General features: G+C 42.9%; 13 protein-coding genes and 2 pseudogenes. 11 read left to right on the forward strand and 4 right to left on the reverse strand.

All coding sequences use genetic code 11. The annotated features are described in order from the left end of the window. Positions 1-119: 119 nt before the first annotated feature. From RUDLU_RS30705 to drmB, 6 genes are all read left to right on the forward strand, one after another. On the forward strand, positions 120-356 hold the full coding sequence (locus tag RUDLU_RS30705) for an integrase core domain-containing protein (RefSeq protein ID WP_019991382.1): 237 nt from the start codon (positions 120-122) through the stop codon (positions 354-356). Next, on the forward strand, positions 242-886 hold the full coding sequence (locus tag RUDLU_RS0126025) for a hypothetical protein (RefSeq protein ID WP_169578089.1): 645 nt from the start codon (positions 242-244) through the stop codon (positions 884-886). The genes RUDLU_RS30705 and RUDLU_RS0126025 overlap by 115 nt, the downstream gene beginning before the upstream one ends. 256 nt (positions 887-1,142) lie before the next feature. Then, positions 1,143-3,884 carry a hypothetical protein gene (locus tag RUDLU_RS0126030; RefSeq protein WP_044131251.1) on the forward strand — a complete coding sequence of 914 codons (2,742 nt, stop codon included), beginning with the start codon at positions 1,143-1,145 and terminating at the stop codon, positions 3,882-3,884. Next, positions 3,884-5,605, forward strand: a complete 1,722-nt coding sequence (locus RUDLU_RS0126035; RefSeq protein ID WP_019991385.1) for a nuclease-related domain-containing DEAD/DEAH box helicase — start codon at positions 3,884-3,886, stop codon at positions 5,603-5,605. Before RUDLU_RS0126030 ends, RUDLU_RS0126035 begins: the two co-directional genes overlap by 1 nt. 5 nt (positions 5,606-5,610) lie before the next feature. Next, on the forward strand, positions 5,611-9,168 hold the full coding sequence (locus RUDLU_RS28410) for a helicase-related protein (RefSeq protein ID WP_019991386.1): 3,558 nt from the start codon (positions 5,611-5,613) through the stop codon (positions 9,166-9,168). Positions 9,169-9,173: 5 nt separating this feature from the next. Continuing rightward, entirely contained in the window at positions 9,174-11,084 is a 1,911-nt protein-coding gene (gene drmB, locus RUDLU_RS0126050; protein WP_083940687.1) for a DUF1998 domain-containing protein, read from the forward strand. Positions 11,085-11,349: 265 nt separating this feature from the next. Here drmB and RUDLU_RS0126055 read toward each other — a convergent pair whose 3' ends face one another. The 4 genes and pseudogenes from RUDLU_RS0126055 to RUDLU_RS30710 all read right to left on the reverse strand — a co-directional run. After that, positions 11,350-12,645 carry a DNA cytosine methyltransferase gene (locus RUDLU_RS0126055; protein WP_019991389.1) on the reverse strand — a complete coding sequence of 432 codons (1,296 nt, stop codon included), beginning with the start codon at positions 12,643-12,645 and terminating at the stop codon, positions 11,350-11,352. A gap of 256 nt (positions 12,646-12,901) precedes the next feature. Then, a complete protein-coding gene (locus RUDLU_RS0126060; protein ID WP_019991390.1) occupies positions 12,902-13,330 on the reverse strand; it encodes a very short patch repair endonuclease in 429 nt (142 codons plus the stop codon). Positions 13,331-13,848: 518 nt separating this feature from the next. Next, entirely contained in the window at positions 13,849-14,082 is a 234-nt protein-coding gene (locus RUDLU_RS0126070) for a hypothetical protein (protein WP_019991392.1), read from the reverse strand. Between the two features lie 103 nt (positions 14,083-14,185). After that, positions 14,186-14,260, reverse strand: a pseudogene (locus tag RUDLU_RS30710) (DUF4113 domain-containing protein); the annotation flags it as partial. Positions 14,261-14,782: 522 nt separating this feature from the next. Here RUDLU_RS30710 and RUDLU_RS0126075 point away from each other — a divergent pair. The 5 genes and pseudogenes from RUDLU_RS0126075 (at position 14,783) to RUDLU_RS30720 (ending at position 17,855) form a co-directional block, all read left to right on the forward strand. Beyond that, positions 14,783-15,589 (forward strand): hypothetical protein, encoded by an 807-nt coding sequence (locus tag RUDLU_RS0126075; protein ID WP_019991393.1) that lies wholly within the window; start codon positions 14,783-14,785, stop codon positions 15,587-15,589. A 143-nt stretch (positions 15,590-15,732) separates the two neighbouring features. After that, a complete protein-coding gene (locus tag RUDLU_RS30715; RefSeq protein ID WP_157580858.1) occupies positions 15,733-15,927 on the forward strand; it encodes a transposase in 195 nt (64 codons plus the stop codon). A 103-nt stretch (positions 15,928-16,030) separates the two neighbouring features. After that, a protein-coding gene (locus RUDLU_RS29475; protein WP_152127412.1) for an IS5 family transposase occupies positions 16,031-16,782 on the forward strand; the annotation gives its coding sequence in 2 pieces (ribosomal slippage) (positions 16,031-16,367 and positions 16,367-16,782; 753 coding nt in all). Next, entirely contained in the window at positions 16,783-16,995 is a 213-nt protein-coding gene (locus RUDLU_RS30210; protein WP_211220247.1) for a transposase, read from the forward strand. Positions 16,996-17,252: 257 nt separating this feature from the next. Next, positions 17,253-17,855 (forward strand): annotated as a pseudogene (locus RUDLU_RS30720) (YpsA SLOG family protein). Positions 17,856-18,416 lie beyond the last annotated feature (561 nt).

Below are 18,416 nucleotides of genomic sequence, written 5' to 3' on the forward strand. Positions count from 1 at the left end.
TTCTACGGCAGGCACTAAGCCGATACCCAGCCCCGGAGATATTCAACACCGATCAGGGGAGTCAGTTCACCTCCTAGGAGTTCACGGCAGTGCTGGTAGAATTTTCTATTCGCATCTCGATGGATGGCAAAGGCAGGGCTTTGGATAATATCTTTGTGGAGCGACTTTGGCGAACGGTTAAGTACGAGCATATCTATCTGTATGTGTATGAGGATGGCTGGCAGTTAGAGCAAGGTCTGTCATGTTATTTTCAGTTTTACAACGAGCGACGGTTCCACCAAGCGCTGACCTACAAGACACCATTACAGGTCTTCACTCAGGCTGTGATGAACCAAGTGGAAAATCAGATCAACTAACAACTTCCTTTCCCAATAAAGTGGTCCGGTTCAAGGGGAGCAGTATAGAATACAGGCCAAACAAGGTGGAATTTACTGGCACAAGTTTTGAGTTCAAACTTCACTTTCAAAGTATAGGGAGCGCTTTGTATTTCGACCCTGTTGAATGTGAAGAACCAGGTTACAACTGCTTTAATTTTTACGACGTATATGTCAATAAGCCATTTGAAACGGCATGGGTTTTTAGCTCTAACTTAGTTTCTAAACCCACCGTTGGAAACGTGATGTTCTGGACTAATGTGAGGGAGTATGGCAATTTTAGTGTGAATGTAGAAGGACAGCCGATGCAAAAAATAACGAGGTACCAAAATGATGGTAATGAGCCTGATTGTGGCACAAGTGAGTTTGCTACATTTGAGTTAAAGCCAGGACGATATAAATACACAGTACAAACTGAGCCGTACGATAGCTTAGGGAACCTGTGGGAGTGGAAGGGCTCTTTTGTCATTGAAGCCAGCAAGTGTATTAAAATACCGTTATCAATGGATTAATAAAAACCGACCGTTTGAATTAATTTACAGGGCTCTTTCAATTCTACTTTTTGAATTATATAATTGTGTGCATAAATAGTTACTTGGCTTATTCTTCTTCACTAAACAATAGATGTCAATGTGTGATCTTGCTCGTTTATCTTCTCTACTGGTTAAATGATCTCTAGTTTAATGTGAAAAGATTAAAGTGTAAGCACTACTGAAGTAGAGCGTTAATGGCTACTGAACTTATCCACTCTAACTTTTTGATTAAGTGTTGAATACTAACCTTGAAGCTTTTCGTAAGAAATATCATTTAAGTATTGGAAGAAAGGTTTCCAGCCCGATAACGGAGTTTTCAGTAAGCTTGGCTCTTCAGTATGCAAAAGGAATAGTCAATGCACCTCCTTCAAACAGAAAACCATTTTATATTTCTGTTCCGGACATTGAAAACTTCACGATTTTTTTTGGGTGTACGGTTTTATTAAACTACCTGTTTGAGGACTATTTCAATCTAGAGCCTCCAGTTTTATCTGTTGGAGATAAAGTCGAGATTTTCGGATCGGTTGCTAAGTATATCGGGGAAGATTGCGCTCAGCAAAATTTATTTGTCCGTTTACACTTTAGAGATGGTATCATTAACGTTCCCAAATCTAACTTACAGCACATGGTCAAAGTGGATAACAGGCGAATGTTAAACACCATTGATAATTTTAAGTCCAACCGAAAAGCGTTCTGGGATAATTATGATCTCAATAGCCTTTTCAATCTTAACAGTAAGGAATTAGTCAATCCCAAAGCATTAAATAGCAAAGTATACCTCATTACAGGCCGAGGTCATGTAATGAGAACGCGAGAAACTCTGAGTAACGAAATTTGCCTGAATCAAACCTTGGAAAAGGTTTTTCAAGTTGGTACAAATCTAATTATAGCTCCGGATTTGAAGAAAATTTCGTCTACATTCAATACATCAACAGATACTGACGATACCTATTTTATTAGTGAATTACAGGAAGATCTCAATGAGATTCTAGAGCTGTATGCTAATGATAGCACGGTTCAAACATTAGTTGAGCAGCTGTATCAACATCTGAGAAAGAAAGACTTTTCAGAAATATTTGTGGCAAAGTTCAATCAGTTGGCTAATAGTGTTGAAGATTACTATCGAAATCGACTACTCATACTCATGAGCAATATGCCTGAACCAAAGGCAGATATACCAGAAAACCTGAAAGTAGTTATTGTAAATGGGCTTACTCTCATAACTGATTATTCTAACACAATCAACGGACTCGCCGAAAGGGGTATTCCTGTGATAATTCTGACAGATCAGAAAGAGATGGCTTCGACTCCAGATGAAACAGTTGAAAACCTGGCAAAAGGATATCGCTTCTACTGGAGCAGAAGAAGGATAAAAAAATTAAGTCTTATTAAAGAAGATGAATATATTGATAAGTTATTTTGGGAGCAGTGTATCCGTTTTTCCAGTCAAAAAATTATTATTCAGTGCTTTACCGATTTTGAGGGAGATAATCTTTTTCAAGCTTTTGAATCAAACTCAGACTTTGCAAGGCTTGAAGGATTTGAAAGTTTTAAGAAAGCATATTATCAGAATCTGAGACCAACGCTTTATTTATTGAAAAATACACCCGGACTGTATCATAAAAATACAGTCCGGGAGCAAACGGGCATTTTTATTGAAGAATTCAATAAGATTAAAAACCAATTGCCACTTAATGTTTCTTTGGCTGTAACGCACGCTCTGGAAAGTCTTAAGTCGTATAAGACTAACTCGAAAAAACTGCCGGACAACCGATATACTTTCAATCAGTTAATTGATTTTCCTGGCAAGCCAAAGCAGCAGACTGCACCTGATACAAAAAAGCAATTCCAAATCTTTAACCTTGATACTGTGGATTGCGACTCACTTGCTTTCACAGGATATCCCTACAAAGAATGGAATGGAAAGCATCTTTTCAATGCTGTACTGAACCGTTTTATTCCTGAAGTCACTGTATTGGCATGGCCAACGGAAGCAAAAAAAACAAGTGGTTACCTTCTGAAGAGAATACAGCGTGCAGGATTTGATAACTATTTGCCTGAATGGATTAGTTTTGGTATTTCTGATTGGAAAATACCAAAAAAAGAATCTCGGCCGGATGAGTCTCATATAGTTGTTCAGACAGGATGCTCTGAGAATTTGTCATCAGAATCAGTTAATGACCCTGCCGAAGAAATTGCTGTATTTGAAGATGTCCAGAAAAACATCAATAACTTTCGCTTTGCCGACATCGCTACTTCCGGCACAGATGTAAAACAGTACATAATCCCAGTCAATGTGCTGCACTTTCATAATGGGTTTTACATGTATGTGCCCTACAATAGCCATTTGTATACAGTTGCCAGGCATGCCAGTAAGACCTGCCGAATTATTGAAGCTACATTTTCTGAGTTGAGGGTAGGAGATGTTGTTGTGTGTTTTGATATGGACCGGGAAGTTGTAAGAAAATTAGCACGAGAAAAACTTAACGAAGCTTACAAAGATCTTGATCAATGGAGGGAGAGGCTTCAAACTTTACTCACGCTTAACGAATGGAGCTTTCTGACGCTTGAGCAATTTCTTACCAGACAGAAAGAGTTGCTTCGGTTGTCAGAAGGAAGTCCAAACCGTCAAAATCTTCTTCGTTGGTTTTATGAAAGAGATGTGCTAGCTCCCCATACGTCTAACTTAAGATTAATATTTGAAGCTTCCGGATTACCAAGAAAGGAGGCCGAAGAGAAAATAGTTAGGGTTAAATCTGCCAAAAGATTAATTCTAAAGAGTACAAATCAGGTAGCAGAACGAATTAAAGATAAGATAATGCTTCTGTTAAGGGACAGACAGATGCTGGACGACTGCATGCAGCTGAACATAGATGGTGTAACAGTTAAGGTTCAATGTGGTCGTGTCACCGATAAAGAGCAAAGTATTGGTATGAATGTTCCATACAGTTTCACTAAACAATTTTTATTATACTAATGCTGATCCCTGAAGAACTGAACGCTGATTCCTCGATCGGAGAAAAGCTTGTATTCTATAAATTCCGTGCTGATAAGCAAACAGACTCCTATTATGTATTACACTCACTGTTCATAACCAAGCATATAAAGAGCGTATCCGGTGAAGTTGATTTCTTAGTACTTGCTCCAGGTGAGGGAATTTTCTGCTTAGAAGTTAAGCATGGAAAGGTAAGTCGTGATCAGGGAAAGTGGATATTTGAAGATAAAAACGGAAAGAAAACGGTTTCATACAAAGGTCCTTTTCGCCAGGTAGCCGACACAATGCACTCGCTTCGAAACTGGCTACTGTCCATTTCTGAGAGTAAACCGGAATTACATAGAGAGATTAGCAGGCTTTCATTTGGCTGGGGGGTGTTGTTTACTTCTCTGGACTATTTCAACGAATATGGATCAGAGGTCGAGCCTTGGCAAGTCTGCACGAACCAGATCATGCAAATTCAAATATCTGACTTTATAAAAGCACTTGCGCGTGGATGGCATGAAAAGTATAGAGGCCAGTTTTGGTATGAAGAGAGTGCATCCAGACCAACAGCCCGTATATGTCAGGATATTATGCGCCTGCTGCGGGGAGATTTTTCTTATAACTACCGGGAGATTAACCGCATCACTGATCAGGAAGCACTTATCCAAGAGTTTACTCAGGAACAGTTTGATGTACTGGATTTTACAGATTATAACAAGCGCTGTCTGATTGAAGGTCCAGCCGGGACAGGTAAAACGGTGCTGGCCGAAGAGTTATTCCGAAGGAAGGTGAATGAAGGGAAAAAAACAGCTTTGATATGCTATAATCGGCTCTTAGGTTTAAAGATCGCTGATAATGCCAAGACGCTGGTTCCACTGATGGACAAGTCATATTATGCAGGTTCACTTCATGCTTTTATGCTCAGGCAGACTGGAGCGGAGGTTAAGGAGACTCATGACTTTTTTTCAGAAGTTTTACCATTAGAGTTTTTGATTCATTCAGAGTCAATCTCTGAAAATAATCTTTTCGATTATATTATCATTGATGAGGCTCAGGATTTGTTGACAGAGAACTACCTTGATGTTATTGATTCCATGTTAAAGGGAGGGCTCAGAAATGGAGCATGGTGCTGTTTTGGGGACTTTACAGGACAGGCTATATACCTGAATGAACCGGCAAAAGCATTGGAATATTTGGGACGGCGGACAACATTTGCCAGAAATCCTCCATTAAGAATCAATTGCAGAAATACTCGGCGTATAGCCGATCAGAACACATTGCTTACAGGTGTTGCAAGGGCAAAGCTAAATACCTCGCTCCCCGATGGAGATCCGGTTGGAATATATTTTGTAAGCAAAGAAACTATTACGGATAAAGTTGAAGAGGTTATCAGAATACTTGTTCAGCAGAAAGTTCCGTTAACAAAAATCACTATCCTGTCTGCACATCGCTGGGAAAGAACTTTTCTTGACTCCGAGTATCTGAATCGGAAACAAAAGGAGGGCCTTGCTCTTCAGACGATCCACTCGTATAAAGGTCTTGAAAACTCCGTTATTATTCTTACCGGGTTCAATAATTTGGAGGACGAGATATTTCGTCGACTGATGTACGTGGGTATTTCTAGGGCACGGGTTAAATTATTTATTATTCTAGACAATGAGCAAAAACCTGTATTCAGTCGATTGATTGCGGGAAATAGCTCCTTACTTAATTCTTAATCAGTATGCGTGACCAACTCATACAGGCACTGCAAAGGGAAGTCATCGGTCCTGATCCACATACACAATATTTAGATCCGGACACGAATGAAGAAGTGTTACTTGACAAAGTGCATGGCGCCCCATGGGTGCGTTATGGGGCTGGTATGCTTTATCCACAGGGAAAAAGCTTTGAAACTGAGGCTGATAGTGGTAGTGACAGTTCTGAGAGCACAGCAAGCGATTCTCCGGTAGAGCTTAATGGTGATCCGTCTGCGAGCGGTAATGCGGGAAGCGGTGCAGAGACTGATACTACTGAGGAACCGGTTGGCCTTGCATATCAGTACAAACCTTCGGCGATGGGTTTTACTGCTAGTTTCAGCACATCGAATACTTCGGCCGTTGTGCGTATCACTGTTCGTTCTGCATGGTACGAACAAGTTACAAACCGGCAGTTTGAGGAGAAAAAGCTGACAAAGGAAGGAGAGATTGTTGGCCGAGTTAGCCATGGTTCACTGGTAAAAAGAAAATACTGGGTACGTCGGCCTATACCTGAGTTTTCAATAGAATATCCTGTTAGTGCGCTTTCCAACCGGGGAAGTGTAGCAGAAGAATTTGTACCGATCCCGGGTGCGACTAGCGAATGGCTGAAGTTAGGCGTGTTTAATCGGAGCACAAAATACGATGACAGAGATGGTTTGATAACCCTGACATTTACACTTACGAACTGCAAACTCTATCGGGATAGCTTTGATAACAGTGAAATTCTTTATCAGAATGAGCTCAGTGTCGTAACTGAAAAAGGAGTTATTCAGCCGTATCGTGAAAAAATTTCAACGGTTGATACAGAAGAAGAAGAAGAGTTAAGGCTATTGTACCGAAAGAAGCGGGTATATGGCATTGGACATGGTTGTTCTGTTGAATGGAAAGCTGACGTGGATGGAAATGTAGAACGTATTAGTTCTTCCTTCCTTCCGGTTTATGAGATTCCACCTGTTGATCCAACCCAGCATGTTGAACTCGCTATGTATGACCTTTCGGATCTTGGCGACTGGGGTAAAGCAAAAGAAAACTTATGTCGGTTAAGAGACGAATACGGTGCTTGGATCGATGGGCCGGGTGGTTTGGATAGTATGGCAGATTCGTTGCCTGATATGTATAAGAATGCGGCTAAAAAGAACATTGCGAAATGCCGCGAGACCCACAGACGGATTAGCCGAGGGGTTGAGTTGTTGATTGATGCAAATGATACAGACAATCTTGTCAGATGCTTTAGATGGATGAACCACGCAATGCTGTGGCAACAACAGCGGTCAAAAGCTCCGCAACGAAAGTGGGTAACGAATAAGAATAGCATTGAGCTGCCACCTCTTCCCGGTGGACTCACGCAGCACGAAAGCCTTTTGGATTTTCATAAAAGTTCAACATCTGAAAGGCCAAAAGGTCGTTGGCGCCCTTTTCAATTGGCTTTTATTCTGATGAACCTTGAAGGTATCTGGAACGAATCGTCTGAGGAAAGAGGCTTGGTTGATCTAATCTGGTTCCCGACAGGAGGAGGCAAAACCGAAGCGTATCTTGGCCTGACTGCGTTAACAGTTTTTGCCCGGCGGATACGTGGTTCGGAAACCCGCAATTTCGCTCCCCAATCAGGGACTGCCATTTTAATGCGTTACACCTTACGTCTACTCACTACTCAACAGTATGAACGGGCGGCTTCGCTTATTTGCGCTTGTGAGTTAATCCGAAAGAAAAATCAGAAGTTTCTGGGCCCGGATACTATCTCTCCAAACCGGACTTCAAACCGGATCTCTATTGGTTTATGGGTAGGGGGGGATTCTACACCAAATGATCGGGAGAGGGCAGTTAGTCAGTACTGCGCCCTTACAGCCGAGAAAAATAGCAAGGCTGAGTATAACTTTATTGTTATGAAGTGTCCCTGTTGCGGGGCACAGATTGGCAGAATTGACAAACCAACAAGCACTGTAAAAGTTCGGGGGATTCACAGGACAGATGGAAAAGGGGCACGTGTGTTCTTCCGATGTGACAATTCAGAATGTGAGTTTCATTTACAAGAATTGCCGCTTTATGTCGTAGATGAAGATATTTATGAGTATTCACCTACACTCTTGCTTGGTACAGTCGATAAGTTTGCTATGATTCCTTGGAAGCTAGAGTCTGGTTCGATTTTTGGCTTCAGGGAGCATGAGGACATAATTAGTCGTGTGACTCCGCCTGAATTAATTGTTCAGGACGAACTTCACCTTATCTCCGGTCCACTCGGTACTGTTGTAGGTCTCTACGAAACACTGATTCAGACACTCTGCACTAACTTTGGTAGAACGCATGGACCATTCTTTTTACAACAAGATTTAAATCAGGGTAGACCTCCTAAAATAGTCGCATCTTCAGCTACAATAAGCAGAGCAGCAGAGCAAGTTAAAGCGCTGTATGCATCTCACCGGCTGCATATTTTTCCCTCTCAAGGACTTGATTTTGGTGATACTTGGTTTTCAAAGGAAATGCCGATTGATGCCGACAACCCTGGGCGACGCTACGTTGGTGTACTTGCCCCCGGATATCAGTCAGGTCAGACAACAGTGGTACGGACTTACTCACCTATTCTGCAAAAGGTCAAGTCGATTGCTGCCCGGCCGGATGAAAAAGATTACTACTGGACGCTGCTTGGCTTCTTCAACAGTATTCGGGAGCTTGGTATGGCGTCATCACTTATTTACGCTGACGTATCTGAATATCTGACTGTTTTGCAAAATCGTAATCTGATAGATCGATCTGATAGCCGAAGATACCTTCAGCTGAAAGAGTTGACGAGCCGGATTAACAGTAGTCAGATTCCTCAAGCACTGAAGGAGCTTGAAAAATCATATGGAGGAGAGGCTTCCAAATCCATCGATGTGTGCCTTGCTACCAATATGATTGCAACTGGCTTAGACGTTCCTAGGCTTGGGTTAATGTACATTCATGGGCAACCGAAAACAACTGCCGAATATATTCAAGCGAGTTCTCGTGTGGGGCGTACCAAACAGGGGCCAGGTCTTGTGGTGATGTTGTATAGCCCAAACAAGCCTCGCGATAAATCTATTTATGAGCAGTTTCAGGCATATCACAGTCGTATATACGCCCATGTTGAACCAACGTCAGTTACACCGTTCTCTATAGATGCACGTAAACGGGCGTTACATGCGGTGTTAATTGGCCTTATGCGTCACTTTGCAAATGACGATCTAAGGAAATCTCCGGTCCTAGATCTGAAAGGTAATCTACATCACAGATCTCTTTATGAATGGGTTTCCGGAGTTATACGTGAACGGGTAACTCTACTGGATAGTGAAGAACTCAAAAATACGGTTTTACAGATCGAAAAAATAGTTTCACGATGGCAGAACGGATTTCAGCGTTATGGTGATGCTGCCAATATGCAGATAAAAAAGCATAGAATCGTACCGTTAATGTATGCCCCGGGCACAGATGTTCCGGATGAGGTCGTTAATAAATCTTTGCTAACGCCTACAACTATGAGAGGAGTTGATGAGGAGGTATACGTTTCAATATATAACCCTAATTAAACCTAATGGAGAAAAAAAGACCTATACGTTCCGGTCAGCTTTTAAGCCCCTTTGGAATAGGGCAAATGGTTAACTTCCCGGGCGATGAATCTTTAATGATATGTGGTCTTGACGCATGGGACAAGATACTGAGTGACAGACAAAACCATGCTGGCACGGATGCTGTGCAATTGTCCGGGCTCACCATTAAGGAAGACCGTTTAAAGGCTTTGCTAAATGTTTCTGGTTTCAGAAAGCCATATCCATACATTGATACCAAAAGCCAAGGAGTAAATACAAACCTAACGATACCGGCGGTTCGCTTTCCACAATGGCATTATTGTACTAATTGCCATAAAATGCGTGAAATTCCTCTCGAACATTCTGACTCTCCAAAGTGCCTCACTACAAACTGCAAGGGGCATATGCTTCCCGTTCGTTTTGTCGCTGTTTGCTCTGATGGTCATATTCAGGATGTTCCTTTTAGAGAGTGGGTACACTACGGTTTTGTTCCTAATGATGACCATAATCACAGTTTAAGCTATTATGCAGGTTCAGGATCAGGTGACCTGAGTGGTATCTGGATACATTGTAGTTGCGGGGCTAAACGGAGTTTAGCTGGTATTATGGGTGAAAAGGCTTTGGCACGATTAAATATTCGGGATGATCAGGGTGATAAAAATGGGGATAATGATACCCGATTTTACACCTGCTGCGGGTACAGACCATGGCTTGGACGAACCGGTATAGAGGATCCGCAAAACTGCAACAACAACCTTCGGGTGCTCATTAGAGGGGGATCAAATATTCACTATTCAGTTATTCGCTCCGCATTGTATTTACCAGGTTTTGGGGAACAGCTTAATCCGATTTCTGGGGTAATTATTGAACGAATAGGAAAAACTCAGTTAGAAGAGCGGAGAGCACAAGATGTTCAAGGAGTGGTTTTGGAAGCTGTCCTTGGTTCTCAGCCGGAAGTAATTAGTGGGCAGATTTCTTTTGAAGAATTGCTGAAAGATGTGACTGCTTTTCTTAAAGAAGACGATCAATCTCATGGGGAAACCAATGAGGAGACTTTAAGGAATGAGGAGTATAACTATATATTAGCTGGTAGGCCATCTGAAAATGCCGATTTTAAAGCACAGGTTAAAGATTTCACTGATTATGTTGACTCAGCTTTTCTTTCGGAATACTTTGAGCAAGTTGTACTAATTGAGCGACTACGCGAAACTCGTGTTTTTACCGGTTTTACAAGAGTAAATCCAGAAGACAATCGTAGTAAACACCAAATCATTACAGACCTAAGCCTTAATGAAGTAACATGGCTACCCGCTCATGTAGTATATGGTGAGGGGGTGTTTTTAAAGTTCAATGCTGAGAAGATAGACAAATGGTTGCAAGCTCCTAAGGTTCAAGCGCAAGCTCAACAAATTATTGCTCGATATCATGATGCCCGCCGTAAGCGATGGTCAGAGTATCATGAACGTAACCTGAATCCTACGTTCATAATGATGCATACCTTTGCCCACTTGCTTATAAACAGATTATGTTTTAACTGTGGTTATGGGTCTTCATCTCTTAGGGAAAGAATATATTTCAGCAGTGAACCAAATAGACGTATGAATGGCATTCTAATTTACACTTCATCGGGGGATTCTGAAGGGTCTATGGGGGGGCTGGTCAGACAGGGACGGGAAAAAAACTTGGCTAAGCTTATCAGAGAGGCTGTAGAGGATGCACAATGGTGTTCATCTGATCCCGTTTGCTCAGATGTCGGAGGAAAGACAGGACAGGGCCCCGACCGCGTTAATGGAGCAGCCTGTCATAACTGCTCAATTGTTCCTGAAACTAGCTGTGAGGAGTTCAACATGCTCCTTGATCGTGCATTTGTAGTTAATACTGCCCGACAAACTAATACTGGCTACTTTGCTATATGAAATTCCATGTTACGACGGATCTCTAAGGAGTCGGAATATACAGCCTGAAGTGCTGTTCTACCTTCTTGTTGTATCATTCAGGTAATATTGGATATTTTGTCATCAGGGCCCTGTGTTACAGTCACTAGATCGCAACACAGGGCCCTGATGATATGGCTAAACTGGACGTTTGAGCGAATGATGAGCTTGTGCTGCAAACGTCGGGCAACTAGATATTCTTTGAAGGTTTTCCGAAATAGTTGTACATTCTTGAAATAGAATTGACTTAGATTGGGGTAACCACCGTATCGTTTGCTGAATGCAACTCACAGCGCTCCTGAAAAAACGTTTTTCTTAATCGATTTGCTATGCATTCGGCAAGCAAAGGAGGTACAGCGTTTCCTATCTGTCTGTAAGCAGCCGTTCGCCCACCTTCAAAGTAGAAGTCATCAGGAAAAGATTGAATACGGGCTGCTTCTCGAACAGAGATTGATCGTATTTGATCTTTGTTTGGGTAAATGTAATAGTGTCCGTCTTTGGAAAGGTGAGCCACTACAGTGTGACAAAGGCCTTGAGGGTCAACCACCTTGTATCTGTCCAAAAAGGCGTTGAGATTTTTATGTGTTCTGAGCTTTTCGGGGACATCGGTGTATTTTAATCGCAGACGAGACTGCCACTTCTCAATGGCCAGCTTATAAATAGCCAGATCTCTTTCATTGTGTGCCCGTGTTATATGCTGAGTCACAAAATTGCTGTCAGAACGTATTCCAAATGTTGATAGATAGCTGCTTGCTTTCTCGGTTGTGTAGCTCGAAATATGTTTTTCCTCTCCAGGTGACAATGGTTCCAGATCAGCCAGTAAAGCATCACCTACGGTCCAGTCTCTTTGCCGTGTAATAGTATCTGGCTCCGGATAGTCAAATGAGTCATTACCTCTGCGACCAATCAAAATTACCCGTTTGCGTACCTGAAGGACACCGTATTTATTCGCTTCCAGAACCTGCCATTGTGTCTTATAGCCACATTCGCTTTCGAAAAACTTGCTTATCTTGGTAATGAGTGTACCATTTTCGGCAGATAAAAGACCCAGCACATTTTCAAATACAAAACAAGCTGGCTGATACCGCTGTAGAAATCTGCCATACTGTTTATAGAGACTGTACCGAACATCATCACTCACATGTCGATTCTCCAGGCTGTTGATTTTAGATCTGCCAACAGTAGAGTAAGCCTGACATGGAGGCCCCCCCACTATCAGATTAATCTCAGAGCCCTTGCGAAGGTGATCTATTTTGCTGAAAACAGATTCTATAGTTTTGTCGTCTATTTCAGCATGAATCACAGACTCCAGTAGATGTACCGGAATATTTTTATAAAACTGATTTCTTGAAATTTGCTGCTGCAGGTACTGATTATACAGTTCAATTTTTCCTTTTCTCTTGAGGTAATGAAATGCCATTCGTGTACGAAGCGTATCGCATGCTGCTTTATCCATTTCTACGTGTGCGACAGGATTAAAACCAGCTTTTATAAACCCTTCTGACAAGCCTCCGGCACCAGCAAATAAATCGATGTAATTCATGTAATGTAATTAGTTCCAGCGAATTTTTACCGAATATAGTAAAAGGTAAATGTATTGGGGGAGAGAGGTAGCATACTACCCGGAATTAAAAGGTCAATGGGTAAAAGCAGAGTGCTTAAGTTGCTATAAACTAGTATTGTTTGCCAGTTTGAGGCATATGAGTTTACTCCTCCTTTTTTGGTTGCGTGCTTGATGTTGCTAAAAAAAGTCTGTATGTATTAAGCCTGACAGATTGTAGCTTAAAAATAGGTAACTATTATACGTTTATCAAAGAGTTAAGGAATTCTAATAAATCTAAAAGGGTCTGATCTTTCGTCTTTGCTTTAAGCCTGCACTCATAGATGGATATTATATTCCAGCCCAAGTCTCTGATTGACTGAGAGTTGTGTTTGTCTCGTGATTTGTTTGAGTTAATCTTATCAAGCCACCACTCTGTACGGGTCTTGGGAACTACAAAATACCTGCATCCTTCATGCCCATGATAAAAACAGCCATGTACAAAAATGACCGTTTTATACTTGGGCAGCACTATATCAGGTTTACCGGGTAATTTTTTGTCGTGCAACCTATAACGGAATCCGTGCGCGTGTAGGAACTTCCTTACCATTAACTCTGGCTTGGTGTCCTTACTCTTTACGCGGCTCATGTTAAAGCTGCGCTGTTCCGGTGTCTGTACATCTGCCATGCTCTCGTATCGCTCCGCTCAGTCAGTTGCGTACACTCAGAATACAAGGGTGTCAAACTCCGCGATTCCCTTATAAACAGCGTTGTAATACCCTTTTTTTAACTCCGGGTTGTCGCGGTCGTCAAAAATGTATGTGTACTCTAATGAATCTGTTAGCTGCTTCTCGCTAATCAATCCGGTATCGATCTTGGGGAACCTGCCCGTTTGCTTATCAGCAAGAACGAACCGAAATTTTGGGGTGTAACGCGCTGCCATTCTGCTGTTAGTTGAGTTAGTGTTTGTACCGTTGCGGTTAATAGCGTTCATCAAAGTATTCCTGTCCGTTTATAAACGTGCGTCGTAGCTGGCCCGAAAATCGCAGAGTACAAACCAAGTGGGATAAAGAGTAAGCCGCTTTAACGCTGGTAGCGTCAACTTCAAACGACTGCTCGTCATACTCCATAGCCTCGCCAGTTAATGGGTTCTCGCCGGGTTCTCGTACTACTCTGACGCTGTAAGTTTTTATAATCGGCTCCATCTTATAGAAACTGTTCAAGTGCCTCAGTAACCATTTCTTTAAGGCTCTTATCTGACTCAATACCTCTTACCTTCAGACGTTTCATTAAGTCTTTGGGAATCCAAACGTTTAGCTGCTGCTCCGCTTTAGAGATGGCGACTGGCTGTTGTACGACGGCAATATTCCGTACAGGTTTTGTTTTTAAATGTTTGTCAGAATCTTGCAATATGCTTGCACCTGCGTTGTTCCTAGCCATAGCCTATTGATTCTATATTTATGTAAATTTATAATTCTAAATGCTCCAAACCTAATTTTATATGGTTTGAATTTTTTTGTAGTAATTAATATCAAAAAATAAGTCAGCCGTAATATCTCACCCAACGCGTCGTATACCGGTTCGACATCCATTCCCGCTTATGCTTCCAGGTCGGATCTAGCCAGCACCCGCAATTTTACCCCTGAGCGGCCGTGCCTATAACTACAATAGTATCCGACTCTGAATCAAGGCGAATGTAAAATTTGGCATTGATCACTTTGGGTTTAAGATGCTTTATCCGATAGCAGCGTCGCGTCCACCTTTTCGACCGATTTCCGATTTCTCGATGGGTTGTCATTTTTCAAATTAATGTTGAGATTTGTGAACAGTAAGTCTCCACACCTTTCCATGAAGCACCCTTATCCGAACCGAAAACGGTTTTTGTGGCTCGTTCTGTTGCTAATAGCGACAGGCATTGCCGATGCCCAAACTGTCACTGGCCGCCATCGCTACAGAGGCAGGCAGATAGCTCCCCAAATTGCATACGTCTCCATCTGCGAAAGTCGAAGCGCCTACGCGTACCATAGCGGAATGTGCAGGGGTTTGGCTCGTTGTACGCATGGAGTCAATAAGATGTCAATTCCTCAGGCCAGAAACGCGGGGTACATGCCTTGTAAGATTTGTTATTAATCAATAAATTATGAAGTTCAGTTTATTACTATTCTTCTCATTGCTAAACACAGTTGTTTGGGCTCAGGAGAAAACAGCTCTTCCTCCCTCCGATTCAACTTTTTTTCTTGCTACGACGTTGCAGACAGCAACATTATATACAAAGACAAGTCTTGCCTCTGATGAGCTTAAATTGCTGGATGAAGGGCGTAAGCTCGCAGTAATATCTTACAAAAAAGATGTGCTTGAGTACCTGTATGTGCTTGATGACACAACAGCAGGCTATGTGCCACTTTCAGATGTTTTCATACTCGAAGATCGTCTTGACTATCTTAAGAAACGAGGAGATAGTGGTGAAGCTATCCGTAAAAATATAGCCGCAATCACCGCAAATTTCATAGCCGAGGAAAGGGTCAAAGCGGCAAGAGCCATTTTGAAGAAGCTTGAAAAATACCAGAGACAAGGGTTATTGGTGTCTGAATGGGGTTTTACTGAGCCCGGTGACATAGTAGGGAATGTAAATGTTAGCTTCAAAATTCTAAATCCGGTAAAGAAGAAACTCAAGTACATTTGGTTTACAGTCGTAGCATACAACGCGGTAGGAGATCGTACCGGCGACCGTCTACGAGGTACACAGCCAGCCACGCTCAAGGGGGTGGGCCCATTAGAAGAATGGCAGGAAGCATCTTGGGAGTTTGAGAATGTATGGTACAATGAAACTATTGATTGTGTACGAATAACTCAAATCAAGGTTCAATATATGGATGGTAGTTTCCGACTGTTTGATAAGCCTAACCTGATTATAGCGGAAGGACAAGGCAATTCATGCAAGTATTGACAATCGACTTAAAAAGCTGTTTGAGTTAGTCTGTATTGGAATCGAGAAAGCCGCCAATCGGGGTTAAGTTGTGTACAGCAACCTTATTCATCCGACTTGACAGCTACTCAATGACAAGGTATTGAAAACGTCCAACGAAAAGTATTTGCCCGCTTAAACGGATTGTTGAAGCCATCTTTTACTTGACCAAAAACGGGATTATCTGGCGCGACTTACCCGAAGGCTTTCCGCCCTGGCGGACCGTTTATTGGTATTTTAGGAAGTGGAGCAAAGGTGACACCTGGGTGATAATTGCCAACGAGTTGATACTAAGCCATCGACTTGAGGTTGACAAATAGCCCTTGCCTAGGGGTGCTATAATTAATTCGCAAAGCGTCAAGAATAGTACTAGAGTGTGTGGACAATTAGGATAAACTTACCCAATCCTACGATCTTTGTGGCATGAGACGCTATGAGATCACCGAGCAGGAATGGACTAAAATCACCCCTCTTCTACCAGGACAGGCAGGCTCAGCAGGCCGAAAAGCACTCGATAACCGCTTGTTTATCAACGCCGTGCTCTGGATTGCCCGCTCGGGTGCGCCTTGGCGCGACTTGCCTGAACGCTTCGGCAATTGGAACAGCAACTACCGACGATTTCGGCGCTGGGCTCAGGCTGGGGTGTGGAAACAGGTCTTTGATGCCCTGCAAGAGCCCGACCTGGATTGGGTAATGATTGACTCGACAACGGTGCGAGCTCATCAACAGGCTGCTGGGCAAAAAAAAGTAGTCTCCAGCAACAAGCATTAGGCCGCTCACGGGGCGGCTTGACCACAAAAATTCATGCTCTGGTGGATGCCTTAGGCAATCCTATCCGCATTGAGTTAAGTCCTGGCCATGCGGGTGATGCGCCTTGCGCAGCCACCTTACTGGCTGACTGTGAGGCTTTTGCTGTGATTGCCGATAAGGCTTATGATGCCGATTGGTTGCTGGAAGGGTTGGCCCACAACGGTTGTGACGCGATCATTCCCTCCAAAGTGAATCGGGTGGAGCAGCGGGTAATCGATGAGAATTTGTACGCTGATCGCAACAAGATTGAACGCTATTTTAACCGCTTGAAACAGTATCGCCGGGTAGCAACTCGCTACGAAAAAACAGCCAGCAGCTTCTTGGCGATGGTTCATCTGGCTTCAAGTATGATTTTGTTGCTCTGATTGTCCACACACTCTAGGACTACTCGACAAGTAGGATTTGATGGAGGCAAGTTGATCAAAGGACGCAAACGGTTTTTGATGGTCGATACGATGGGGCACTTGTTGTGGACAGACGTGCGCCCTGCTAACGTAACCAATAGCAAGGCAGGGGTATTACTCTGGGAGCAAGCCGAGCATCTCATCCCCTTGCTGGACGATTTGGTCTTGCTGTAGGCCGACAGTAGGTTTTGCGTTCATTTTCGCGAGCAATTTGGAACGATGTATGCTATGCGTGTGATCATTGCTAAGTCCGTTATCAACGATCAACTATCTTATTGCAAGCTGGTTATTCATCATTGGCGATGAATAGTGGAGCGAACTATTTCTTGGTTAAGTAATAACCGACGGTTAGCTAAGGCCTATGAACGCACCACTTTACCGGCTCAAACTTTCATCTGGATCGCCCATATCAGGTGTACCATTAAAAGGGTTTGGAATTAACTCACACAGCTTCTGAGGATTCTCATTCTTCAACGCGTCATTTCAGGCAGTCAAACCGGTATAGATCAGCTCGGTCTGGAAATAGCAAGTCGCTCGGCATTCCAACGGGCGGAATTGCTCCTAAAGGCTATTTGACGGAAGAAGGCCCGAATATTGGTTTACGAGACTGGTACGGCCTGACCGAATACGAATCTGCAAGCTACCCACCCCGAACAAAAAGTAACGTTCAGCAGTCAGACTGAACCGTCGTTTTTGGTAAGCTGTCAGGAGGAACGAAGCTGACCGTCGATGCCTGTCAGAAGGCAGGTAAACCGCATATTGTAAACCCAACGCCTGATGAGCTGCGCGACTGGCTGATCGAGCATCAAATAAAGGTGCTGAATGTAACAGGTAACAGAGGTAGCGGTTTACGTTCTGAGCAGCTTCAGCAATATCGCAAAATACTATACGATGCGCTGACGAGTAATCAACGGCTGGCCGTTCTCTTCCGAAAGGAGCCTGAACGATGGGGGCTTCGTGGTGATCCGCACTTATGGGCTGAACTCAAACAGGTAGGCGAAACGCTGATTCTGCCGCGTCGACCAGTGAATTGAAAGAACTGCTACAAATGCTGATCAACAACCTGACAGGGCTGGTACTCCGACCGAGTGCAGAAGTGCAGGTGCCCCGCTACAAATTTGGTTGAATGAACAGCGGGGTAATCAGTGTTGATTTCTAGTTGCAGGAAGCACTGCCGCTGTTACGACATCGGCTTATACTTCTACAGAAGGGCGAGCTGTAATAAGTTAGTGTGAGCACTGACACTGCTACGCTGAAAAAAACGTTGAGTTACTCTTTTGCAGGCACACAAAATCAAAATCTTTGAGAATTTTACCGAAGCGACTAGTGTATGTATTAGCAGCAAATGTCAGATACACTGAGTATGGCACGCGTCAGTTGATTCAAGCCAGAACTGCGGCTCATGTTAATCCCAGTGAAGAGCAAATCAAGTTTTGCCCAGATGGACTTACTAATCTTCCGGACGTAATGTATTTTGATGCAAGCGATTTAACCGGAGAGTTCTGTCATGAAGTTTTTATCCACTTCTAAAAACAACGCACTACTCCTAGTTAATCAAACATATACCCAGAAAAAACATATAGAAAAAGACGTCT

This window comes from Rudanella lutea DSM 19387, from assembly GCF_000383955.1.
Classification (GTDB): domain Bacteria; phylum Bacteroidota; class Bacteroidia; order Cytophagales; family Spirosomataceae; genus Rudanella; species Rudanella lutea.

Bases quoted from the DNA above. Each gene is read 5' to 3' on its own strand.
- RUDLU_RS28410 (WP_019991386.1), top strand. From the start codon at position 5,611: ATGCGTGACCAACTCATACAGGCACTGCAAAGGGAAGTCATCGGTCCT.
- RUDLU_RS0126070 (WP_019991392.1), bottom strand. From the start codon at position 14,082: ATGGCTAGGAACAACGCAGGTGCAAGCATATTGCAAGATTCTGACAAA.
- RUDLU_RS0126060 (WP_019991390.1), bottom strand. From the start codon at position 13,330: ATGGCAGATGTACAGACACCGGAACAGCGCAGCTTTAACATGAGCCGC.
- drmB (WP_083940687.1), top strand. From the start codon at position 9,174: ATGGAGAAAAAAAGACCTATACGTTCCGGTCAGCTTTTAAGCCCCTTT.
- RUDLU_RS30705 (WP_019991382.1), top strand. From the start codon at position 120: ATGGATGGCAAAGGCAGGGCTTTGGATAATATCTTTGTGGAGCGACTT.
- RUDLU_RS0126025 (WP_169578089.1), top strand. From the start codon at position 242: ATGTTATTTTCAGTTTTACAACGAGCGACGGTTCCACCAAGCGCTGAC.
- RUDLU_RS0126035 (WP_019991385.1), top strand. From the start codon at position 3,884: ATGCTGATCCCTGAAGAACTGAACGCTGATTCCTCGATCGGAGAAAAG.
- RUDLU_RS0126075 (WP_019991393.1), top strand. From the start codon at position 14,783: ATGAAGTTCAGTTTATTACTATTCTTCTCATTGCTAAACACAGTTGTT.
- RUDLU_RS0126055 (WP_019991389.1), bottom strand. From the start codon at position 12,645: ATGAATTACATCGATTTATTTGCTGGTGCCGGAGGCTTGTCAGAAGGG.